This is a genomic window from Bradyrhizobium sp. NBAIM01 (genome assembly GCF_020194115.1).
Lineage (GTDB): Bacteria > Pseudomonadota > Alphaproteobacteria > Rhizobiales > Xanthobacteraceae > Bradyrhizobium > Bradyrhizobium yuanmingense.
This window is the reverse complement of the sequence record NZ_JADYVU010000014.1, coordinates 17,570-40,096: the sequence shown is the minus strand read 5'-3', so window position 1 is coordinate 40,096 and position 22,527 is coordinate 17,570. Positions and strand designations below refer to the sequence as shown.

Annotated in this window: 22 protein-coding genes; 2 read left to right on the top strand and 20 right to left on the bottom strand. The window is 65.8% G+C overall.

Annotation, left to right across the window (positions count from 1 at the left end):
* Positions 1 to 212: 212 nt before the first annotated feature.
* The 7 genes from rpsO to rimP all read right to left on the bottom strand — a co-directional run bounded on the left by rpsO (position 213) and on the right by rimP (position 8,043).
* A complete protein-coding gene (gene rpsO, locus I6F31_RS30245; protein ID WP_008540131.1) occupies positions 213 to 482 on the bottom strand; it encodes a 30S ribosomal protein S15 in 270 nt (89 codons plus the stop codon).
* Between the two features lie 2 nt (positions 483 to 484).
* Positions 485 to 1,603 carry a tRNA pseudouridine(55) synthase TruB gene (gene truB, locus I6F31_RS30240; RefSeq protein ID WP_036009001.1) on the bottom strand — a complete coding sequence of 373 codons (1,119 nt, stop codon included), beginning with the start codon at positions 1,601 to 1,603 and terminating at the stop codon, positions 485 to 487.
* A complete protein-coding gene (gene rbfA, locus I6F31_RS30235) occupies positions 1,600 to 2,031 on the bottom strand; it encodes a 30S ribosome-binding factor RbfA (protein WP_036008998.1) in 432 nt (143 codons plus the stop codon). The genes truB and rbfA overlap by 4 nt, the downstream gene beginning before the upstream one ends.
* Before the next feature lie 157 nt (positions 2,032 to 2,188).
* The gene (gene infB, locus I6F31_RS30230; protein WP_225144089.1) at positions 2,189 to 4,897 is read right to left on the bottom strand and encodes a translation initiation factor IF-2; all 2,709 of its coding nucleotides are present in this window, start codon (positions 4,895 to 4,897) and stop codon (positions 2,189 to 2,191) included.
* Positions 4,898 to 4,967: 70 nt separating this feature from the next.
* The gene (locus I6F31_RS30225) at positions 4,968 to 5,651 is read right to left on the bottom strand and encodes an RNA-binding protein (protein WP_025032907.1); all 684 of its coding nucleotides are present in this window, start codon (positions 5,649 to 5,651) and stop codon (positions 4,968 to 4,970) included.
* A 23-nt stretch (positions 5,652 to 5,674) separates the two neighbouring features.
* On the bottom strand, positions 5,675 to 7,285 hold the full coding sequence (nusA, locus tag I6F31_RS30220; RefSeq protein WP_036008974.1) for a transcription termination factor NusA: 1,611 nt from the start codon (positions 7,283 to 7,285) through the stop codon (positions 5,675 to 5,677).
* Between the two features lie 2 nt (positions 7,286 to 7,287).
* A complete protein-coding gene (gene rimP, locus I6F31_RS30215) occupies positions 7,288 to 8,043 on the bottom strand; it encodes a ribosome maturation factor RimP (protein WP_036040842.1) in 756 nt (251 codons plus the stop codon).
* Between the two features lie 355 nt (positions 8,044 to 8,398).
* On the opposite strand from rimP, the gene I6F31_RS30210 reads away from it, so the two are divergent.
* Positions 8,399 to 9,481 carry a DUF2336 domain-containing protein gene (locus I6F31_RS30210; RefSeq protein WP_225186568.1) on the top strand — a complete coding sequence of 361 codons (1,083 nt, stop codon included), beginning with the start codon at positions 8,399 to 8,401 and terminating at the stop codon, positions 9,479 to 9,481.
* 165 nt (positions 9,482 to 9,646) lie between these two features.
* On the opposite strand, the gene trmB is transcribed toward I6F31_RS30210, so the two are convergent.
* From trmB to I6F31_RS30145, 13 genes are all read right to left on the bottom strand, one after another.
* The gene (trmB, locus tag I6F31_RS30205) at positions 9,647 to 10,357 is read right to left on the bottom strand and encodes a tRNA (guanosine(46)-N7)-methyltransferase TrmB (RefSeq protein WP_225186567.1); all 711 of its coding nucleotides are present in this window, start codon (positions 10,355 to 10,357) and stop codon (positions 9,647 to 9,649) included.
* A complete protein-coding gene (locus tag I6F31_RS30200) occupies positions 10,354 to 11,511 on the bottom strand; it encodes a M20 family metallopeptidase (RefSeq protein WP_225186566.1) in 1,158 nt (385 codons plus the stop codon). Before I6F31_RS30200 ends, trmB begins: the two co-directional genes overlap by 4 nt.
* Before the next feature lie 85 nt (positions 11,512 to 11,596).
* Positions 11,597 to 12,010, bottom strand: a complete 414-nt coding sequence (locus tag I6F31_RS30195) for a helix-turn-helix transcriptional regulator (RefSeq protein WP_018319423.1) — start codon at positions 12,008 to 12,010, stop codon at positions 11,597 to 11,599.
* A gap of 219 nt (positions 12,011 to 12,229) precedes the next feature.
* On the bottom strand, positions 12,230 to 13,843 hold the full coding sequence (gene lnt, locus I6F31_RS30190) for an apolipoprotein N-acyltransferase (protein ID WP_225186565.1): 1,614 nt from the start codon (positions 13,841 to 13,843) through the stop codon (positions 12,230 to 12,232).
* The gene (locus tag I6F31_RS30185) at positions 13,840 to 14,958 is read right to left on the bottom strand and encodes a hemolysin family protein (protein WP_036008986.1); all 1,119 of its coding nucleotides are present in this window, start codon (positions 14,956 to 14,958) and stop codon (positions 13,840 to 13,842) included. Before I6F31_RS30185 ends, lnt begins: the two co-directional genes overlap by 4 nt.
* Position 14,959: 1 nt before the next feature.
* Entirely contained in the window at positions 14,960 to 15,469 is a 510-nt protein-coding gene (gene ybeY, locus I6F31_RS30180; RefSeq protein WP_036008983.1) for an rRNA maturation RNase YbeY, read from the bottom strand.
* Positions 15,470 to 15,528: 59 nt separating this feature from the next.
* Entirely contained in the window at positions 15,529 to 16,524 is a 996-nt protein-coding gene (locus tag I6F31_RS30175; RefSeq protein WP_036008958.1) for a PhoH family protein, read from the bottom strand.
* A gap of 64 nt (positions 16,525 to 16,588) precedes the next feature.
* Positions 16,589 to 17,983, bottom strand: a complete 1,395-nt coding sequence (gene miaB, locus I6F31_RS30170; protein WP_225186564.1) for a tRNA (N6-isopentenyl adenosine(37)-C2)-methylthiotransferase MiaB — start codon at positions 17,981 to 17,983, stop codon at positions 16,589 to 16,591.
* A 190-nt stretch (positions 17,984 to 18,173) separates the two neighbouring features.
* Positions 18,174 to 18,854, bottom strand: a complete 681-nt coding sequence (locus I6F31_RS30165; protein ID WP_225186563.1) for an HAD family hydrolase — start codon at positions 18,852 to 18,854, stop codon at positions 18,174 to 18,176.
* Between the two features lie 5 nt (positions 18,855 to 18,859).
* Complete coding sequence (locus tag I6F31_RS30160) at positions 18,860 to 19,315, bottom strand: Fur family transcriptional regulator (protein WP_225128085.1); 456 nt, start codon at positions 19,313 to 19,315, stop codon at positions 18,860 to 18,862.
* Positions 19,316 to 19,354: 39 nt separating this feature from the next.
* A complete protein-coding gene (rimI, locus tag I6F31_RS30155) occupies positions 19,355 to 19,840 on the bottom strand; it encodes a ribosomal protein S18-alanine N-acetyltransferase (protein ID WP_036008947.1) in 486 nt (161 codons plus the stop codon).
* Positions 19,837 to 20,532, bottom strand: coding sequence for a tRNA (adenosine(37)-N6)-threonylcarbamoyltransferase complex dimerization subunit type 1 TsaB (gene tsaB, locus I6F31_RS30150; protein ID WP_225186562.1), 696 nt, complete (start codon positions 20,530 to 20,532; stop codon positions 19,837 to 19,839). The genes rimI and tsaB overlap by 4 nt, the downstream gene beginning before the upstream one ends.
* A gap of 337 nt (positions 20,533 to 20,869) precedes the next feature.
* On the bottom strand, positions 20,870 to 21,511 hold the full coding sequence (locus I6F31_RS30145) for a carbonic anhydrase (protein ID WP_225186561.1): 642 nt from the start codon (positions 21,509 to 21,511) through the stop codon (positions 20,870 to 20,872).
* 101 nt (positions 21,512 to 21,612) lie between these two features.
* On the opposite strand from I6F31_RS30145, the gene I6F31_RS30140 reads away from it, so the two are divergent.
* Positions 21,613 to 22,494: a CoA ester lyase gene (locus tag I6F31_RS30140; protein WP_036008938.1), complete on the top strand. Its 882-nt coding sequence runs from the start codon at positions 21,613 to 21,615 to the stop codon at positions 22,492 to 22,494.
* The last annotated feature ends 33 nt before the right edge of the window (positions 22,495 to 22,527 follow it).

Genomic DNA, 22,527 nt, shown 5'->3' with positions numbered 1-22,527 from the left:
CCTTGCCCGTTGTGCCCAGCCGCCGGATTGCTGCTGGACTGTCAGTCGGCACGAATGCAAACACCGAAACTTCGATCTTCGCTCATCATGCCCGGAGGCGAATCAACAATCCGCATCCGACGCGCACGCAACCTCGATCAAAAAGCTTAAAACAAGCGCTTTCGTTCGAAACCACGCGCGAAAACGCGCGCCGGTGGCGCGCGCAGGAACTCTTAACGACGAATATTGTGCTTCTCGAGCAGCGCCTTGTACCGCGCCTCGTCCTTCTTCTTGAGATAGTCGAGGAGCGAGCGGCGGGTCGAGACCAGCTTCAAGAGGCCGCGACGCGAATGGTTGTCCTTCACGTGGGTCTTGAAATGGTTGGTGAGGTTGTTGATGCGTTCCGACAGGATCGCGACCTGAACCTCGGGCGAGCCGGTGTCGCCGGCCTTGGTGGCATTCGTCTTGATGACTTCCGCTTTGCGTTCTGCGGCAATCGACATCGTCAATTTCTCTCGTTGCGACCGGGGCTGGCAGTCAGGCCGGTCAGGTTGAACACACGCTTGGGGATGATTTCGCCATTGCCAACTTCGGCAAGCGCCAAAAGACGGCCTGCCACCGTGACATAGACTGTGCCGCTACAAGTGGGCGCATCCCGTCCGCGCAACAAAACGGCCTGGCCCCGATGGAGCCTTGCCGCATCAGCCCGAGTGACGGCCAGTGCCGGGATGTCGTCCAGCGCGGTCTCAACGGGCAAAAGCGCGTCGGCGAGGCTGCCCTCGCCGGACGCGGCTCTATCGCACAAAGCCTCCAACTGATCCAGCGGAATCATGTCGTTTTCGCCAAATGGGCCGACCAGGGTCCGCCTCAGCGCGCAGATATGGCCGTAAGTGCCGAGAATCCGGCCCATATCGCGGGCGAGCGCCCGCACATAGGTGCCCTTGCCGCATTCGGCCTCGAACACGGCCCGGTCGTTATCTGGTTGATCGACAAGGGTTAAATGGTGAATCTCGACCGGGCGGGGCGCCAGTTCCACAACCTCGCCGTCGCGGGCGAGGTCATAGGCGCGCTCGCCCTGGACCTTGATCGCCGAATAGCGCGGCGGGATCTGCTCGATCACCCCGGTGAAGCGGGGCAGCAGCGCCAGGATGGCCTCCCGGCTCGGACGCTGGTCCGAGGTCGCGGTCACCCGGCCCTCGATGTCGTCGGTATCGCGCTCCTCGCCCCAGCAGACCGTGAAGCGGTAGCGCTTGCGGCCGTCCATCACGAAGGGGACGGTCTTGGTGGCTTCCCCGAGCGCGATTGGCAAGCCCCCCGAGGCGAGCGGATCGAGCGTGCCGGCGTGTCCGGCGCGCTTGGCGTTGAACAGGCGCTTGAGCACGGCGACGGCCTGCGTCGAGGTCATGCCGATCGGCTTGTCGAGCACGACCCAGCCATGGACGTCGCGACGGTCGCGGCGGACCTGGTTGCCCTTCTGCTGCTTGGCGCGCGGATCGTTGTTGACGCGGCGCGGCTCCTGATGCGGCTGCGAATTGCCGCCCATCTCCGCGAAATCGTTGGTCTGCGCGTCGCGCTGATCGGTGTCGTTGCCGCCGATCGTGCCGTGAGCGGGGTCCATGGTCATTGCTCTTCTTCCCGATCCGAATGCGGATCCTGTTCCAGGTCCTTCTGCACCGCAGGCGTTCGCAAAAGCTTCTCGATCCGTTCCGCTTCGTCGAATCGTTCGTCGACGCGGAAGCGAATGTCAGGTGCAAATTTCAGGTTAACGCGCCGCGCGACCTCGCCGCGCAAGAACTTCTTGTTGCGCTCGAGCGCAGCGATGACGATCTCGGTGTCGCGGCCACCGAGCGGCATCACGTAGACCGTTGCGAGCTTCAGGTCGGGCGACATCCGCACCTCCGGCACGGTGATGATGTGACCTTCGAGGTCGGCATCATGCACATTGCCTTGCGCCAGAATATCGGCCATCGCGTGGCGAACCTGCTCGCCGACGCGCAGCTGACGCTGCGAGCCGCCGGGCGCGGAACTCTTCTTCTGATGATGCCGTGGCATTTTTTCGAAAATCACCTCGTCATGCCCGCATCTGGGACACGGGCATTGTCATTTGTCCTGTTGAAACGAAGAGGGGGTGGATGGCCGGAAACATCCGGCCATCGCACTCCCGCAATCTCAGTTCAAAAAGATCCGAACGCTTCGGTAAGATTTGGACTTACAGGGAGCGCTGGATCGTCTCCACGCGATAACACTCGATCACGTCACCGGCACGCATGTCGTGATAGTTCTCGAAGGCCATGCCGCATTCCTGGCCGGACTGGACTTCCTTCACTTCGTCCTTGAAGCGCTTCAGCGTCGACAGCTTGCCTTCGTGCACGACGACGTTGTCGCGGATCAGGCGCACATTGGCGCCGCGTTCCACCGTGCCGTCGGTGACGCGGCAGCCGGCTACCTTGCCGACCTTGGAGATGTTGAAGATCTCCAGGATCTCGGCATTGCCCAGCATGGTTTCGCGCAAGGTCGGCGCGAGCAGACCGCTCATCGCCTTCTTCACGTCGTCCACGAGGTCGTAGATGATGTTGTAGTAGCGGATCTCGATGCCGTTGCGCTTGGCGGCCGCAGCGGCCTCCTTGTTGGCGCGAACCGAGAAACCGATGATTGCGGCGTTGAAGCCTTCGGCCAGCGTCACGTCGGATTCCGAGATACCGCCGACGCCGGCATGCAGGATGCGGGCGGCGACCTCGTCGGTGCCGAGCTTCTCCAGCGAGCCGAGGATGGCTTCCAGCGAGCCCTGCACGTCGGCCTTGACGATCAGCGGGAATTCCTTGCGGCCCGCCGTCTTCAATTGCGACATCATCTGCTCGAGCGAGCCGCGCATGCCGGAGATCGAGGCTGCCGCGTTCTCGCGCTTCTGGTGCGCGCGGTAGCTGGTGACCTGGCGGGCGCGGGCTTCGTTCTCGACCACCGCGAGACGATCGCCGGCCTCGGGCGGGCCGTTGAAGCCGAGCACCTCGACCGGCACCGAGGGGCCGGCCTCCTGCACGGTCTCGCCCTGATCGGAGATCAGCGCGCGGACGCGGCCCATTTCGGCACCGGCGACGATGATGTCGCCGACGCGAAGCGTGCCGCGCTGGACCAGCACGGTCGCGACCGGACCGCGGCCGCGATCGAGCTTGGCCTCGATCACGGTGCCTTCGGCGGGACGCTCCGAATTGGTCTTGAGGTCGAGGATTTCGGCCTGCAGCGCGATCATCTCGAGCAGCTTGTCGAGATTGGTCTTGTTCTTGGCGGACACCTCGACGTCGACGACTTCGCCGCCGAAAGATTCCACCTGCACCTCGTGCTGGAGCAGCTCGGTGCGCACGCGCTCGGGCTTGGCATCGGGCTTGTCGATCTTGTTGATGGCAACGATGATCGGCACGCCGGCCGCCTTGGCGTGATTGATGGCTTCGACCGTCTGCGGCATCACGCCGTCATCGGCCGCGACCACCAGCACGACGATGTCGGTCACCTTGGCGCCGCGGGCACGCATCGCGGTGAACGCGGCGTGGCCGGGCGTATCGATGAAGGTGATCTTCTTGCCGGTTTCAGGCGATGTCACCTGATAGGCGCCGATGTGCTGGGTGATGCCGCCGGCTTCGCCGGAGACCACGTTGGCGTGACGGAGCGCGTCGAGCAGCGAAGTCTTGCCGTGATCGACGTGGCCCATGACGGTCACCACGGGCGAACGGGTCTCGGTGTCGGTCGAATCGTCGGTAGCGTCGAACAGACCTTCTTCAACGTCGGAGGCGGCAACGCGCTTGACGGTGTGGCCAAGCTCTTCGGCAATCAGCTGCGCGGTGTCGGCGTCGATCACGTCGGTGATCTTGTGCATCGCGCCCTGCTTCATCAGCATGCGGATGACGTCGACCGCGCGTTCGGACATGCGGTTGGCGAGTTCCTGGATGGTGATCGCTTCCGGAATGACCACTTCGCGGATGAGCTTTTCCTTGGGCTCGTTCGAAGCGTGGCCCTTCAGGCGCTGGGTGCGGCGGCGGAACGAGGCGATCGAGCGCTCGCGCACCTCATCGGCATTGAGCGCGGTGACGACGGTCAGGCGGCCGCGCTCCTTCTGCGGGCCGGGCTTGTGGGTGGGCTTGGGGGCTACCACGGGACGCGCGGCGCCGCCGGGACCGCGGCGGATCTGGCGCGGCGCCTCGTCGTCGTCAGCTTCGGCCGCAACGGCGGGGCCGCGGCCAGCCGGTCCACCCGGACGCTGCGCGGTCGTGGTTGCAGGGCGCGCCGTCGTGGTTCCCGGACGCGCTGTGGTGGTGGTTCCAGGCCGGGACGCAGGCGCACCGGGGCGCGGTGCGGAAGCGGCGGGTGTTGCGGTCGCGGGGCGCGCGGCGGATGTCGGCTGCTCACCCTCGCCGAAACGCTTCTTGGCCTCGGTCTCGGCCTTGCGCTTGGCTTCGTCCTCGTGACGGTGGCGCTCTTCCTCGGCCTTGCGGCGGGATTCGGCGGCTTCGCGCTCGGCGCGCTCGGCAGCCTCACGGGCGGCGCGGCGCTGGGCCTCTTCCTCGGCCTGGCGGCGTTCCTCGACCTCGCGCAGCTTGGCATCGGCCAGCGCACTGGCACGGGCCGAACGCTCATCCTCGGTGAGGGTGCGAAGCACCACGCCGGAACCGGCGTTGCGCGGCGGGGGCGGAGCCGGACGCGGCGGCGCGGCGGGTGCGGCCGGCGCCGGCTTTGCCGTCACCTCGGGCGCGTGCGGCTCGGGTCCATCGCCAATGCGGCGCTTGCCGCGCTTCTCGACCACGACCTGCTTGCTGCGGCCATGGCTGAAGCTCTGGCGCACGGTGCCCGTTTCGACGCGCGGCTTGAGCGATAGCGTCTTGCTCGGAACGCTCAGCTTCTTGTCGCCAGGGGTCTTGGTATCAACCATTCAGCAGTCCTAATCCTGATTTATCAGTGTTGTGCGTTGCCGCACCATCCAATCGGGTCGTCGTTGTCTCTCAGAAATCCTGGCCGGGTTTTTCGGCAGTCTTGTCGTCGTCCGCCATCCGGTATCGGACCAGGATCTGGCTACGTGACAGGAATGACTTGCTCGCCGGGCCCGCGAGCAGGGCAGCATGTATCACATTTGACCGGGTCAGTGCCAAATCCAATTCTACCGATTTCAGAGCGGTGACGACGGGAATCTGCGCCTTAGCACCGCGATTCCCGGCATTCTGACGCGCCAGCATGTCCAATTTGCGGATTCCGTCCGCGGCCCCGTCGCTGGCATGGATCAGGACCTCGACCGTTCCTTCCCGAAGGGCGCTCTCGACCTTGCCGAAACCGGCCACGACCTGGCCCGCCTTGGCGGCGATCCCAAGGGCTTCGGTCACGCTCCGGACCAGGAGCGCCTCGATGTCGGTGGGAAGCGTCTGAGGGATGCGCAGCTCGCGCTTGAAGGCCTTGCTAAATTGGTGACGCCGCACCGCTTCCGCAACCGTCTTGCGGGAGGCGGTGAGCCACATCCCGCGTCCGGGCAGCTTGCGCTTGAGATCGGGAACTATTTGTCCGTCAGGCGATGCAACGAAGCGGATCAGCTCGTCGATCGGCCGGACCTCGCGGCTGACCGCGCACATGCGCATGGTCGCGGACCTTTCGGTCCGCGGCCCATGGTCAAGTTCGAGGTCGGAATCTGCAAGCATCCGGGCGACATTCTCCTTTGCCCTTAAGCCGGTTGATCTTCGGTCGCCTCGGCCTCCTCGGTGGGCTTGGCGAGATCGGCTTCGGTGATCCAGCCGGCCTTGACGCGGGCCTGCATGATCATCGCTTCGGCGTCGTCACGGGAGATGTCGATGCCATCCAGCGCACCGGCGTGCTTGGTCGGCTCGCTGCCTTCCTTGCGCTCGGTCCAGCCGACCAGATCGTCGGTGGCGCAGCCGGCGAGGTCCTCGACGCTCTTGATGTCGTTCTCGCCGAGCTTCACCAGCATCTTCGAGGTCACGCCGGGCACGTCCTTGAGCGCGTCCTCGACGCCGAGCTCCTTGCGCCTCGCCTCGAGCTCGGCTTCCTGCTGCTCCAGATATTCGCGGGCGCGGTTCTGCAGCTCCTGCGCGGTCTCCTCGTCGAAGCCCTCGATGCCGGCGAGCTCCTTGACGTCCACCATCGCGAGCTCCTCGACCGAGGTGAAGCCCTCGGACGCCAGCAGCTGGCCGACCACTTCGTCGACGTTGAGCGATTCCATGAAGACCCGGGTCGAGTTCTCGAAGTCGGCCTGGCGGCGCTCCGATTCCTCCTGCTCGGTCAGGATGTCGATATCCCAGCCGGTGAGCTGCGAGGCCAGGCGCACGTTCTGGCCGCGGCGGCCGATCGCGAGCGAGAGCTGGTTGTTGGTGTCGGGCACCACGACCTCGATGCGCTCGCGGTCCTCGTCGATCACGACCTTGGAGACTTCCGCCGGCGCCAGCGCGTTGACCACGAAGGTCGCGATGTCGGGCGACCACGGAATGATGTCGATCTTCTCGCCCTGCAGCTCGTTGACCACGGCCTGCACGCGCGAGCCGCGCATGCCGACGCAGGCGCCGACCGGATCGACCGAGGAATCGCGGGAAATCACGCCGATTTTCGCGCGCGAGCCCGGATCGCGGGCCACCGCCTTGATCTCGACGATGCCGTCATAGATCTCCGGCACTTCCTGCGCGAACAGCTTCGCCATGAACTGGGGATGGGTGCGGGAGAGGAAGATCTGCGGGCCTCTCGTCTCGCGGCGGACGTCGAAGATGTAGGCGCGAACGCGGTCGCCGTTGCGGAATACTTCGCGCGGCAGCATCTCGTCGCGGCGGATGATGGCTTCGCCGCGGCCGAGATCGACGATCACGCTGCCATATTCGACGCGCTTGACGACGCCATTGACGATGTCGCCGATGCGGTCCTTGAATTCCTGGTACTGCCGGTCGCGCTCGGCCTCGCGCACCTTCTGCACGATGACCTGCTTGGCCGATTGCGCGGCGATGCGGCCATATTCCAGCGGCGGCAGGGTGTCGGCGATGGTGTCGCCGACCTGGGCGCCGGGATTGGCGCGCTGCGCGTCCACCAGCGAGATCTGGTTGGAGTGATTCTCGACCTTGTCGACCACCAGCATGTGGCGCGACAGCCGCAGCTCGCCCTTCTTCGGGTCGATCTCGGCATGAACGTCAGTCTCGCTGCCGTAACGGGCGCGCGCCGCCTTGGCGATGGCGTCCTCCATGGCCGCGATGACGATGCCGCGGTCGATCGACTTTTCGCGTGCGACGGCGTCGGCGATCTGAAGCAATTCGAGTCGGTTGGCGCTGACTGCCATGGCTAGTCTCCTTGGTCAGGCTCGATCTCGCCGCGCCGCGCGCGTTCGGCGGCAAGGCGATGTTTCTTCGTGTTGGTCGGGGCCGGCTTCTTCTTCGGCTTGGTGTTCTTGGTGATCTTCGCACTGATCTCCGCGTGCGGTGCAGCCGGCGGCTCCAGTCCGAGATCTCTGCGCATCTTGCGCTCCTCGGCCTTGCCACGGCGCATGGATTCCGCGATCAGCTCGTCGGTCAGCACCAGGCGTGCCTCGCCGATATCCTCCATGGTCAGGAGAACGTCGGCATCGTCGCCGGCCTTGGCATCGTCGCGATGCAGATGCACGCGGTCGCCCTCGACCGCGCCGAGCGTGCCGCGGAAGCGCTTGCGCCCATCATGCGCGACCGCCATCTCGATCTTCACCAGGTGCCCGGAATAGCGCTCGAAATCGGAGCGGCGCACCAGGGGGCGATCGATTCCCGGCGAAGAGATCTCGAGGCGATAGGCTCGGTCGATGGGATCGGCGACGTCGAGCACGGGCGACAGGGCCCGCGAGATCGCCTCGCAATCCTCGATCTGCATCGAGCCGTCCGGCCGCTCGGCCATGATCTGCACGGTGCAGCCGGCCTCGCCGGAAATGCGGATCCGGACCAGGCGGTAGCCCATGCCCTGGAGCACGGGACCTGCCACCGCGGACACCCGTGCCGCGACGCCGGGCTCGACCACGAGCCGCGGCTCGGCCAGCAATTCGGCATCCGTGGAACCAGGGTTCGGTTCGGTCATGTCCAGGGTCAGAGCGCTCGATGGTTAAGGCTTGGTTACGATTTCAAAGCCCGCTTCGGAACTTTCCCGACCACACGTCGGGCGCATCTCCCGCCGAGCCGCGTTCAGGTAATAAAAAAGAGCGGGTCCTTGCGGGCCCACTCTCACTACGCGGATCGTATGAGAAGATGAATTGGCGCTGATATAGCCCTTTCCGCTTCTCCGGACAAGGCCCATTGCAGCGGGAACGGGGCCTTTTTGCGCCCGTCGGACCCTGCGCAACGCTTCCTTCATCAAGCAGGCCTAGATTCCCCGATTGTGGGGCGGCTTGGACCAAGGGCGCACCCGCGGCGTGCCCCGTTCGAGTTGCGTTTTCATGACCGTTGCCACGTCGCTCATTCCTGGACTGGACGATATCGTCAAGCGCGGCGACCCGAGGCGTCGTGGCGAGATCGCGCGCGCCATTTCCCAGCTGTTCTTCCAGGACGCGGAAAAGCTCCGCCCTGAACTGATCGATCTCTTCGACAATGTCCTGATCGATCTCGTCCCGCATGCCGAGCTGGCCTCGCGCGCCGATCTGGCCGAGCGTTTCTCGCGCCTGAACAACGCGCCGCCGCACCTCGTCAATCAGCTCGCGCGCGAGAACGAGATCATGGTGGCCGGCCCTGTGCTTCGCCGCTCGCCCGTGCTCGAGGAGGCGGCGCTGGTCGAGATCGCGCGCTTGAAGGGCCAGGGTCATCTGTTGGCGATGACTGAGCGTCCAGCTTTGTCTCCCGCCGTCACCGACGTGCTGGTCGAGCGCGGCGATCGCGACGTGGTGCGCCGTGCCGCCGCCAATGCCGGTGCGGTGTTCTCGCCGGGCAGCTATTCCGAGATGATCAAGCGCGCGGCGCAGGACGGCGTGCTGACGCTGAAGATCGGCCAGCGCAACGACCTTTCCGGCGAGCACCTGAAGCAGCTGCTCGATGGCACGCTCGACGTCATCCGCCGCCGCCTCTCCACCGTGGTCAATCCCGCGCGCCAGGTCGAGATCAAGCGCGCGATGGCGGCGATCGAGGAGGCCGCGCTGCCGCCGGGTCCGCGCCGCGATTTCTCCGCGGCACAGCGCACGGTGCTGACCTTGAATCGCGAAGGCCATCTCGGCGAGAGCGCGCTGCTCGGTTTCGCCAAGGCGCACAAATACGAGGAATCGGTCGCCGCGCTGTCGGCGATGTCGGGCGTTCGCCTCCAGGTCCTCGACCGCCTGATCGCAGGAGACCGCTACGATCCGCTGCTGATCCTCGGTCGGGTGCTGAACCTCGGCTGGCCCACGGTACGCGCGCTTGTCCTGCTCTGGTACGGCTCGAACCGCGCGCCGGCCGACGCCGACATCGAGGCCGCCCGCATCAACTTCACGCGCCTGATGCCGACGACCGCCGAACGCGTCGTGAATTTCTGGCGCAACCGGCAGACGATTTGAAGAACAGGCTTTGTCGTCATGGCCGGGCATAGCCGTCCGAAGGACGGCGTCGCTCGCGCTCGCCTATGTCCCGGCCATCCACGTTCTTCGTCACACGGAGAGGAAGTGCGTGGAAGCCCGGGGCAAGCCCGGGCATGACGACTGCAGATGGAGTGCACGCGAAATCTACACCCGCCTGAACCGCAGATAAGCCGCCTTGCGTCCCTCGCGCGCGGCCTTTCGGCCGTAGCGCGTCATGGTGTAGCCCGGCCATGGAAGCCGGAAATCGTCGGCGCGTTCGGCCAGCCAGACGAAGTCCTGCGAGCGCGCAAGATGCGACAGTGTCCAGGCGCAGTAATCGTCGATGTCGCAGACGAAGCGGAATTCGCCGCCTCGCTTGAGCACGCGCGCCATCGCGGCAATGGTGCGGTCCTGGACGAAGCGCCGCTTCCAGTGTCGCCGCTTCGGCCAGGGATCGGGATGGATCAGGTCGATCCGCGACAGCGACTCCTTGGGAAGCCAAGCCAAGAGCTCGGCGGCATCGCCCGCGAACAGGCGGATGTTGCCGATGTTGGCCGCCTCGATCTGCGCGAGGATCTTGGCCATGCCGTTGACATAGGGCTCACAGCCGATGAAGCCGGTGGTGGGGAAGTTCTGTGCCTCGGCCGCGAGATGCTCGCCGCCGCCGAAGCCGATCTCGAGCCTGACGTCGTCGGCTGCGGGATCGAAGATGTCGCGCGCGTCCGCCGGCGCCTCACCGTCGATATCGAGGGCAAGATGCGGCAGCAGCTGCTCGATCAAGCCGGCCTGGTGTTGCCTCAGCTTGTGGCCCTTGCGGCGCCCGAAGAAGGCGCGCTCGCTGTCGTCGCGGTCGGGGCTTGATTTACGTTCGCTCATCGCAGCGTCTGATAAAGCCGATGGAGCAGCCGCGCGCGTGGGGCCAGCGAGGAGACATAGAGCTGCTCATAATGGGTGTGTGCACCCTTGCCGTCGACGCCGAGCCCGTCGAGCGTTGCGGTGAAGGGAGCGGTGAAATTGCCGTCCGAGCCGCCGCCGGTGTGGGTGTCGATCAGCTCGAAGCCGATCTCGCTGGCGAGCGTCTTGGCATGCTCGTACAGCGCGGCACCTGCATTGCTCTTCTCGTAAGGCGGCCGGTTGAGCTCGCCCGTGACCGTGACCGTGACGCCATCGGTCTTCGAGGTCACAGAGAGAATCTTGCCGACGAACTCGTCCGCGTCCTTGAGGCTCACGACGCGCAGATCGACTTCGGCATAGGCCTCCTCGGGCGTGACGTTGGGGCGCGTGCCGCCGCGCACCACGCCTACATTGACGGTCACGCCGCGCGCAACATCGTTCATTCCTTCCAGCGCCAGGATGACGTTGCCGAGTTCGCGGACGGCGCTGCGGCCGTCTTCGGGCCGCGAGCCGGCATGCGCGGGCACGCCCTTGATGAATACCCGGAAGCGTCCGACGCCCTTGCGCCCGGTGACGATCTTGCCGCCGTCGCGCGCCGGCTCGGTCACCAGCACGTATTTGGCGTTGCGCCCTTCCTGCTCGATCAGCGCACGCGAGGTCGGGCTGCCGATCTCCTCGTCGGAGGTGAACAGATGCGTGATGCCGAGCGGCGAGCGATCGCCCGTCGCGCAAAGCGCGCGGAAGGCGTGGTGGGCGATGTAGGCGCCGCCTTTCATGTCGTAGATGCCCGGACCGAACGCGACGTCGCCTTCGACCTTGAACGGCAGGCGCTCGATGAAGCCGATGGGATGGACGGTATCGAGATGGCTCAGCACCAGGATGCCCGGCTGATCCTGCCCCCAATTCGTGCGCGCCACGAGATGATCGCCGCAGCCGTCCGTGCCGGCGATGCGCTCGAGCGTGACGGGCAGGTCGCCGTATTGCTCCGCGACCACGGAGACCAGCTTGTTGACCTGTTCAGGTGCTTCCGTCGGCGTCTCGATCTCCACCCAGCGGCGGATGCCATCGAGAATAGTTTGTGAATCGAACCAATTGGAGCCGGTCATGGACGCATCTGTGCCTTGGAATCGCATCATCGAAGCGGACGCGCATCAAAGCGCGGTCGTAAATGACGACATAGGCCAGATTTGATGCAGTCTCAAATCGCGGGGGACATGAGCTTCAACGCTTGTCCGGACCTTCGCGGGCCGCAATCTGCTCGACGAGATCGACGATCGAGCGGCGCATCTTCGAATCAGTGATTCGCGTGAACGCCTTGGTCAAAGCGAGCCCTTCGGAGGTGGCGAGAAAGTCCGAGACGTAAGAGGGCGAGGCGCCTTCGCTGAAGCCATCCGGACCCGGCACGCCGCTCGGGCCGCCCTCGAACAGGAAGGACACCGGCACCTGGAGAATCTCCGCGATCTGCTGGATGCGGCTTGCGCCGACCCGGTTGGTGCCCTTCTCGTACTTCTGAATCTGCTGGAAAGTCAGGCCCAAAGCTTCACCGAGCTTCTCCTGGCTCATGCCCAACATGATGCGGCGCATGCGCACGCGACTGCCGACATATTTGTCAACAGGGTTGGGCGCTTTCGACATTTCCTCAGCCCTCCAAACACCACCTTCGGCGCAATGATCAAGCATGCCTCGGGTGCAGCACCGTCAAAATCAAACCCTGTTATTGGGAAACATTGCGGAGAAATTTAGCAATGCACCGCCATCTTTCGCAGCCGGTGCAGAATGGGGAGCCCGCGTGCAGTCTGTCAACCGTGGGACTACGGTTGTCAAAGGATTCCGGCCGCTGCGGCGGCGGTGCGATCAGGGCTGGCGTTTGCCTATTCGTCGGCGGACCGCCAGCAGCACGGCCACCGCGACGAGCATGATTGCGGGCACATCACCCACCCGTGCATAAACGGTCGGTGGGATCGCGGCCGGCAGGTTTGCGTCCAAAATGCCTTCGAGGCCGAGACCGAGGCTCGCGACGGTGCGGCCGACCGGATCGATCACTGCGGAGATGCCGGTATTGGCCGAGCGGACCAGCGGCAATCCGAGCTCTATCGCGCGCATCCGCGACTGCTCCAGGTGCTGGTAGGGACCGGTCGAGATGCCGAACCAGCCGTCATTGGTCAGGTTCACGATCCAGCCCGGACGTTCGTTGCGTACAGCCACTTCGTCGGGAAAGATCGCCTCGTAGCAGATCAGCGGCAACGCGGGCGGCGCGCCGGCAACGGGGAGCGCATGCCGCACGGTGCCTGGAATGAAGCCGCCGCGCACACGCGTCAGTTGCTCGAAACCGAGCTTCTCCATCAGCGACTGGTACGGAAGAAATTCTCCGAACGGTACCAGATGCAGCTTGTCGTAGACGGCGAGCACGCTGCCGTCGTGATCGATCACGTAGATCGAGTTGTAGGCGCGCGTGATCGGCGTGCCCCGCGGCACATCGGGCGCGCGGACCGATCCCGTGATCAGCACCGTGCCCTTCGGCAACAGATCGGCGATTTGCGCCATCGCGTCGGCTTCGCGGGTCAGGAAGAACGGGAAGGCGGATTCCGGCCAGATCAGGATGGTGGCATCGCGCACGCCGGTCGATTGCGGGCCGGAGGCGCGGTCCGACAGCGCAAGGTACTTCTTCATCACCTCCGGCTTGGCGGCATAGTTGAATTTCTCGTCCTGCTGCAGGTTGGGCTGCATCAGGCGCAGCTTGGCGCCGGATACGATCGTGGTCGGATGCAGCGACAGGCGGATTGCGCCAAAGATGCTCATGACGAGCAGGAGCGCGACGGCCGCGGCCGGCACCCGCCATTGCAGGCGCCGATCCGGCGTGCGGTCGATCAGCGTCGCCGGGCTCGCGAAGATCGCAATCGTCAGGAACGTCACGCCCCACAGGCCGATCAGCGAGGCCGTCTGCGCCAGCGGCAATGGCTCGGACAGCGCATAGCCGAACGTGTTCCAGGGAAAGCCGGTCAGCGCATGGCCGCGCAGCCATTCGCTGATGGTGAGGCTCGCTGCGAGCGCCAGCACGCGCGTGGCGTTCTTGCTCCAGAGCAGGCGCGCCAGCGCAAAGCCGATCGCCGTGAAGATCGAGAGATAGGCCGGCAGGCCCAGCACCGCGAACGGCGTCAGCCAGGCGAATGTGTCGGCTTCGACGAAGAAGGCGTAGCCGATCCAGTAGAGGCCGGGCACGAAATAGCCGAGCCCGAACCAATAGCCGGTCAGGGCGGCGGCGGGCACGCCGCCATAGCGGCCGGCCCCGGCGCCGTCGATCAGCCAGACCAGCACCGGGAAGGTGACGAACAGCACCGGAAAGAGGTTGAACGGCGCCAGCGCCAGCACCGACAGCGCTCCGGACGCCATGGCGACGACTGCGCGCTGCCATCCCCAGGTGAGGATGATGGCGAGCGCAATTTGCCGAAGGCGCTGCGATGGGCTCACTGCGAGGCGGCCCCGTCGCGCGGCGGCGATGTCGGCGTGTCGCTGGCCGGCGCTTGTCCGCTCTCCGGCGTGGCTTCACGCCGCCGGCTCTCGCGCTGGGTGCGGGGCGCCGGGCGTTCCTTCCGCGTCGCGATGCGCAGCCGCTTGACGCGGCGCGGATCGGCATCGAGCACCTCGACCTCGTAATTGCCGGGGCCCGAGATCACCTCGCCGCGCACCGGCAGGCGCCCGACGAAGCTGACGAGATAGCCGCCCAGCGTCTCCACCTCCTCGCCTGCCTCGCCGGTGACGAAATCCTCGCCGATCACCGAGCGGACGTCGTCGAGGCTGGCGCGGGCGTCGGCGATGAAGGCGTTGTCGGGCAGGCGCACGATCGAGGGCGGCTCGTCGCTATCGTGCTCGTCGTCGATCTCGCCGACGATCTGCTCGACGATGTCCTCGATCGAGACCAGCCCGTCGCTGCCGCCATATTCGTCGACCACCAGCGCCAGATGGATGCGCGAGGCCTGCATCTGCGCGAGCAGGTCGATCGCCCGCATCGACGGGGGTACGTAGAGCAGCTTGCGGATGATGTGCGCCTCGTGAAGCGGCAGCGCGAGATCGACCGCGCGCAAATCGAGCCCGGCCGGCAGCGGCTTCTTGCGCTTGGTCTTGGTGGCTTCCGACACGCGGGCGCGCGCGGTCATGAAGGCGAGCAAATCGCGGATGTGGACGATGCCGACGGGATCGTCGAGCGTCTCGTTGAAGACGACGAGGCGCGAATGGCCGGCGCTCTCGAAGCGGTCCATCAATTCCCCGAGCGGGATGTCGCGCTTCACCGCGACGATGTCGGCGCGATGCACCATGACGTCGGCGATGCGGCGCTCGTGCAGGCTGAGGATATTGCGCAGCATGGTGCGCTCGACCGCGGAGAAGCCGGTGTCGTCGGGCGTCGAGGCGTCGAGCACGACCTGGAGGTCGTCGCGCACCGACCCCGCCTTCCAGCCGAACAGCGTGCGGATGGCGCGCAGCAGCCAGCTTTCGGCGCTCGGGCGCAGCACCTCGCCCGGCGTCACCACAACCGGCAAATTGGCCGTGGTGCGGGGATTGTCGTGGGTAGGCTCGGAATCCGGCATCTCAGTGCGTCCCCGGGCGGTCGGCATAGGGATCGGGGATGCCGAGATGGGCGAGGATCTCGGTTTCGAGCGCTTCCATCTCCTCGGCGTCGCCCTCGTTCTCGTGGTCGTAGCCGATCAGGTGCAGGAAGCCGTGCACGGCGAGGTGGCTCAGATGATGGTCGAACGGCTTGTGCTCCTCGTCCGCCTCGCGCCGCATGGTCTCATAGGCGATCGCGATATCGCCGAGCATGCGCGGGGCATCGCCCGGCTTCCACGCGCCCTCCGGCTGCAGCGCCGGGAACGACAGCACGTTGGTCGGCTTGTCGATGCCGCGCCAGTTGCTGTTGAGCGTGCGGATGCCGGCATCATCGGTCAGCATCACGGCCACTTCGGCGTCGGCAACGTCCTCGTCGACGCTCTCGGCGGCCGCCGCCAGTGCGCGCTGGATCACGGCTTCAGAATCGGGCTCGCGCTGCCAGCAATCGGCGACGACGAGGACCTCGGTCATGGGAAGGTTGGAATGGGACATTGTGTTGTCTCGGACGAAGGGTGCCGTGCTCGCGCCCTGTTTGGTCCGGTGCTGCCTCGTCAGGATTGACCGGTGGCCGGCCGCTGCGGCGGCCCTTCATAGGCGGCGACGATCCGCGCCACGAGCTCGTGGCGGATCACGTCCTCGGCCTTGAAATGAACCTGGGCGATGCCCTCGACGCCGCTCAGGAGGCGGGTCGCCTCGGCCAGGCCCGAGGTCTGGCCGTTCGGCAGGTCGATCTGCGAGGGATCGCCCGTCACGATCATGCGGCTGTTCTCGCCGAGACGCGTCAGGAACATCTTCATCTGCATCGACGTGGTGTTCTGGGCCTCGTCCAGGATGATGGCGGCGTTGGTCAGCGTGCGGCCGCGCATGAAGGCGAGCGGCGCGATCTCGATCTCGCCGGTCTGCAGCGCGCGCTCGACGATGCGCGCATCCATGAGGTCGTAGAGCGCATCGTAGATCGGCCGCAGATAAGGGTCGACCTTCTCGCGGAGATCGCCGGGCAGAAAGCCGAGCCGCTCGCCGGCTTCCACCGCCGGGCGCGACAGGATGATCTTGTCGACCTCCTTGCGCTCGAACAGCTGCGCGGCATGCGCGACGGCGAGCCAGGTCTTGCCGGTGCCGGCGGGGCCGATGCCGAACACCAGCTCGTGCCGCTTCAGCGCGCGGATGTAGGAATCCTGCGCCGCCGTGCGTGCCCGCACCGGACGCTTGCGCAAGTTGATGCTGTCGAAGGTCGATTTGGCCGATTTGGCGTCGAACTCGAACAGCGAGCCCTGCGCGATCACGGCGCGGATCGCGCCCTCTACCTCGCCCTGGTCGAGATCGTGCCCCTTCGCGGCCTGCGCGTAGAGCATCTCCAGCACGCGGCGCGCAGCGTCGCAGCCGTCGCGGGTGCCGCCGATTGTGATGTGGTTGCCCTTGGAATCGACGATGACGCCGAGCCGCCGCTCGATCTGCGCCAGGTGCTGGCCGTAGGGGCCGACCAGCGCGGAAGCGGCGCGGTTGTCGTCGAAGTCGATGACGACCTGGGTCTCGGGCGGAACTTGCATGTCGCGGTCAAATTTGCGGCTGGGAGCGAACGAAGACGAATCCGATGCGCTTTTGGGCAAGGGTTCAGGCTCCACTGGCTTGCGATAAAGCGGGCTCGCGCGCCTTGCGCGGCGTCACGAGCTCGCCGAGAAAACTGTAGCGCTCGAGGCTGTCGATTCTGACGGGCAGGATCTGTCCGATGATGTCGGGCGCGGCCATTACGTGGGCGGGCTGGAGGTAGGCGGTGCGGCCCACGATCTGGCCCTCCTTGCGCGCCGGACGCTCGAACAGCACGTCGACCGTTGAGCCAATCGCGGCCTTGTTGAAGGCCGATTGCTGGCTGTCGATCAGTTCCTGGAGCCGCTCCAATCGCTGGTCCATCTCGGCGGGGGACACCGTCTCCTGCATGTCCGCGGCCGGCGTTCCCGGCCGGGCGGAGTATTTGAACGAATAGGCCGCAGCGTAGCCGATTTGCGTGACAAGCGCGAGGGTGGCGAGAAAATCTTGCTCGCTCTCGCCGGGGAAGCCGACGATGAAATCCGATGAAAAAGCAATGTCTTGGCGTGCGGTACGAAAACGGTCGATGACCCGCCGGTAATCATCGGCGGTATGTTTGCGGTTCATGGCCGCCAAAATGCGGTCCGAGCCCGACTGCACCGGCAGGTGCACGAACGGCATCAGGGCACCGAGATCGCGATGGGCCGCGATCAGGCTGTCATCGACGTCGCGGGGGTGGCTGGTCGAATAGCGCAGCCGCGCGATGCCGGGAATCGCCGCCAGATGTTCGAGCAGCCGGCCGAGCGGCCAGGTTTGTCCGTCCGGCCCCTCGCCGTGATAGGCGTTGACGTTCTGCCCGATCAGCGTGAGCTCGCGCACGCCGTTGTCAGCGAGCCGCTTCACGTCCTCGACGATCTTCGCCACGGGGCGCGAGACTTCGGCGCCGCGCGTGTAAGGCACGACGCAGAAGGTGCAGAACTTGTCGCAGCCTTCCTGCACCGTGACGAAGGCGGAAATGCCGCGCGCGCGGATCGCGTCCGGCTTCGGCTGGGCCAGGAAGCCGAACTTGCCGGCGGCGGGAAATTCGGTCTCGATCGCGCGGCCTTCGCCCTCGGCGCGCTTCAACAGCTCCGGCAGATGATGATAGCTCTGCGGTCCCACCACGACGTCGACGACAGGCGCGCGCCGCACGATCTCCTCGCCCTCGGCCTGCGCCACGCAGCCCGCCACCGCGATCTGCATCGCGCGGCCTGCACGCGCGGCCTCGTCCTTGGCGACGCGTAGCCGGCCGAGCTCGGAATAGACCTTCTCCGAGGCCTTCTCGCGGATATGGCAGGTGTTGAGGATGACGAGGTCGGCATCCTCCGCGCTCGCCGTCTCCACGAATCCTTCCGGGGCCAGCGTGTCCACCATGCGCTGGGCATCGTAGACGTTCATCTGGCAGCCATATGATTTGATGTGCAGCTTGCGCGGCGGCGTCATGGAACCCGAAATGGAGCTGGAGGACGGCCCTCAGATATAGGCTGGAGGGCCGAAAATCCAGCGAATGGAGCCATTTCCGCCTGTCATTCCGGGGCGCGACGCAGTTGCGAACCCGGAATCCAGAGTTTTACTGCGAGATTCCGGGTTCACGCGCGTCGCGCGTGCCCCGGAATGACGGTTCGAGGCAACATCAGCCCGCCAGAGCGTCCGCCGCGACCCGCCGGACCAGCTCGGGCAGCTGATGCATGTCGGCAAAGAGCAGGTCGGCGCCGGCCAGGCGCAAAGTTTCGGCATAGCCGTCGCGGCAATGGCTGCCCCCGTAAAAGCCGAAAACCGTCATGCCGGCGGCGCGGGCGCCGGCGATGCCGGCCAGACTGTCCTCGATCACGACGCAGCGCTCGGGCGGCACGCCCATTTGGCTCGCTGCGAACAGGAACAGGTCTGGGGCCGGCTTGCCGTTCTTCACCTGCGAGGCCGAGAAGATGTTTGGCGCGAGGCGCTCGTAGAGCCCGGTGCTCCCGAGGCTCACGCGCATCCGCTGATGCGAGCCGCTCGAGGCGACGCAGACGGCTTGCGTGACGACATCCAGCACATCGTGGATGCCGCGGATCGCTTCGAGGTCGGCTTCGAATGCGCGAAACAGCTCGTCCTGGAGATCGCCGTGATAGGCCTCCGGCAGCTTGCGGCCAAGCTCGGTCTCGATCTCGAGATTGGCCTGCTTTGTCGAGCGGCCGAGGAAGCGCGCGAACACCTGCTCCGACGTGATCGGATAGCCGTGGCGCGTCAGCACGTCCGCATGCGCCCGGCAGGAGATCTCCTCGCTGTCCACGAGCACGCCGTCGCAATCGAAGATGATGAGATCGATGGGCACTAAACTCAATTCGTCGGCTTGTCGTCGTCGAGCGGGACGCAATAGAGCTCGAGCCGGTGATCGACCAGGCGATAGCCGAGCTTGCGGGCGATCTCGGCCTGCAGCTTCTCGATCTCCTCGGAGGTGAACTCGATCACCTTGCCGTCGCGCAGATTGATGAGGTGGTCGTGATGGCTGTCGCGCATCTGCTCGTAACGCGCGCGGCCCTCGCGGAAATCGTGGCGTTCGATGATGCCGGCGTCCTCGAACAGCTTCACGGTGCGATAGACCGTCGAGATCGAGATCTTGTCGTCGACCGCAACGCAGCGCCGGTAGAGTTCCTCGACATCGGGATGATCGATCGCTTCGGCCAGCACGCGGGCGATGACGCGGCGCTGCTCGGTCATGCGCATGCCCGTTGCGGCGCAGCGCGCCTCGATCTCGGATGTCTTGGACACAGAAGAATGTTTCAGTGTGGTCATAGCGTTGTCTGCCTGGGCGGGCGCTTTCTGCCACCGATGTTACGACAAGTCACGCCGCATCAGAAGGGCGTTCAATTGTTCCCCGTTGGGCTGCTTATAGTAGCGATCGCGGCGTCCGACCACCACGAATCCGGCTCGATCGTAAAGCCGCCGCGCCGGCTGGTTGTTCTCCTCCACTTCCAGAAATATGGTGCGTACGCCGCGCCCGGCGAGGTGGCCGAGATGGGTCATCAGCAGTGTGCGGGAGAGGCCGCGGCCGCGATAAGCCCCGTCCACCGCGATCGAGAGAATCTCCGCTTCGTCCGCGCCGATCCGCGACACCGCAAAGCCGATCGTCTTGCGGCCGAGCCGCAAGCGATGCACCAGCGTGTTGCGCTCGCTCATCATGCTCTCGAACTCGCCTTCGCCCCAGCCGTGCGCGAAGGAGGCGCCGTGCAGCTGCGCGAGGCGCGCGGCATCGCGCATGGTCGCGGGCTCGACGGCGGCGGTGCCGCCGCGCCACCACTCCGACAGCCATCCCATCATGAGGTCGCGGCTTGTGCTGCGAGCGGCGTCGATGCCGCCGGCTTGGCGTCGGGCGCTTTCAGATAGAACGGCCGCGCCGGATTGGTGTCGGGATTGGCCGCCGCGCCGAGCCAGGCGACCCAGCTGATGTCGGGCGCGGGCTGCGCGTCGACCGCAATTGGTTGCGGTCCGTCCTTCGACCAGCGACCTGCGAGGATCCCGGCGGCATTGCCGACCAGATGCGGCGCACCGAATTGCGAGGCCGCGATCGCCGCGTCGATGGAGGCGACAGCCGGCCGCACCAGCTGGCTGCCGTCGCCGGCGACGATCTGGAAATAGACGTGATCGTGCCGCGCATCGATCGCAGAGATCACCGCCGCCGTTCCGCTCTTGGCGACGACCCCAGCGGCATAGGCCGACAGCGTCGTCAGCCCGACCGCCGGCTGTTTCGCCGCAAGCGCAAGGCCCCGCGCCGCCGAAATGCCGACGCGCAGGCCGGTGAAGCTGCCGGGCCCGACGGTGACGGCGATGCGGTCGAGCGAGGTGAAGGAAAGGCCGGCGGATTGCATCACGCGCGCGATCATCGGCATCAGCGCCTCGGCATGGCCGCGCTTCATCAGCTGCGATTCCCGTGCGAGGAGCTCGCCGGCGTCGGTGTCGAGAACGGCGGCCGCGCAGGCTTCGAGCGCAGTATCGATGGCAAGGATCAGCATGATGGAGCAAATGGCGAGTGGCGAATGGAGAACACTCTAGCGAACCAGGCGCCTCTCCGCCATTCGTCAGGCAGGATTTGCACTTCCGATATGCCCTATTGCGCAAGGAGGGCTATCGCATTTGAGAGTTTTTCCCTGCGGCCGTCCTTCGAGACGCCCGCTTGGGCGGGCTCCTCATGATGAGGGCGGAGTGCGCGGCAACAGTTTCAAGGAGCACTGACGCTGATTAGCCTCATCCTGAGGAGGCGCGTAAGCGCCGTCTCGAAGGACGAGGCGTGCCCGCAGGCCGCTGCCACAAATCATATGCGATAGCCCGCATTTCGTAGGGTGGGCAGGATTATCCCTCGCGTGCGTTCCTGAATTCCTTGGTCGCCTTGTCCAGCACGAACAGCGATCCCTCCGCCACGCCGAAATAGGCGCCGTGGGTCTGCATCCGGCCGCTCTCCACGGCCTTGCGGACGAACGGGAAGGTCATCAGGTTTTCCAGGCTGCGGAACACGGCGGCCTTCTCGATGCGCTCGACGAATTGCACCATGGTCTCGTGCTCGCGCTGCTCCACGACCTCGCCCGGCTTGATGAACATCTGCATCCAGCGGCCGATGAAATCGCCGGGCGTGAGTGGCTCGATCTTGTCGATGAAGGCGCGGATGCCGCCGCATTGGGCGTGGCCGAGCACCACGATGTGCTTCACCTTCAGCACCGTCACCGCAAATTCGAGCGCTGCCGAGACGCCGTGAGCGCCTTCGTCAGGCTGATAAGTCGGCACCAGATTGGCGATGTTGCGGACGACGAAGAGCTCGCCCGGCCCCGCGTCGAAGATCACCTCGGGGGAGACCCGGGAGTCGCAGCAGCCGATCACCATGGTCTCAGGCGACTGCCCTTTGACCGAGAGCTCACGATAGCGGTTCTGCTCGGTCGGCAGCCGCTGGGTGGCGAAGGCCTTGTAGCCTTCCAGCAAGTGCGTCGGGAATGTCGTCATGGCCCATGCCTAATCACATACCGCCAAGGCCGACAAGCCTTTCGAATGGGCAGGCCAAATGCTATCGCCTGGGGGACGACAGACCAGGAAGGAACGCCAGCATGACCCGCCCGCGCCGCAGCCATCTGTTCATGCCCGGCTCCAACCCGCGCGCGCTGGAAAAGGCGCGCAATCTCGCCGCCGACGGCCTGATCCTCGATCTCGAGGATTCCGTCGCCCCGGAGGCCAAGGCGGCGGCGCGCGACGGCATTGCGGCGGCGATCGCCGCCAAGGGTTTTGGCAGGCGCGAGGTCCTGATCCGGACCAACGGCCTCGATACGCCCTGGTGGCCAGATGACGCCGCCATGGCCGCCAAGGCCTCGCCGGACGGCATCCTGGTTCCAAAAGTTTCAAGCGTCGAGGATCTCGACGCCATCGGCCGCAAGCTGGCCGAGCTCGGCGCCGCGCCGACCGTCAAAGTCTGGGCCATGATCGAGACCGCGCGCGCCGTGCTGCATGCCGAGGAACTGGCCGCCGCCGGCCGCGATCCTTCGCGCCGTCTCTCGGGCTTCGTGTTCGGCCCGAACGACATCTCGCGCGAGACGCGGATCCGGATGCTGCCGGGCCGCGCCGCGATGATCCCGATGATCACCCATTGCATCCTGGCGAGCCGCGCGCACGGCCTCGAGATCCTCGACGGCCCCTACAGCGACATCGCAAATTCCGACGGTTTCGCCACCGAATGCGCGCAAGGCCGCGACCTCGGCTTCGACGGCAAGACGCTGATCCACCCCTCCCAGATCGACGCTTGCAACGCCATCTTCACCCCGCCGGAGGAGGAAGTCGCCCGCGCGCGAAAGATCATCGCGGCGTTCGAACTGCCGGAGAACGCCTCGCGCGGCGCGATCCGCCTGGATGGTGCGATGGTGGAACGCCTGCACGCCGACATGGCCCGGCGCACGATCGCGATTGCGGACGCGATCGCTGCGATGGGGAAGGGCTGAGGCGCGAGATCCACTTCTCCACGCGCCGCAGGT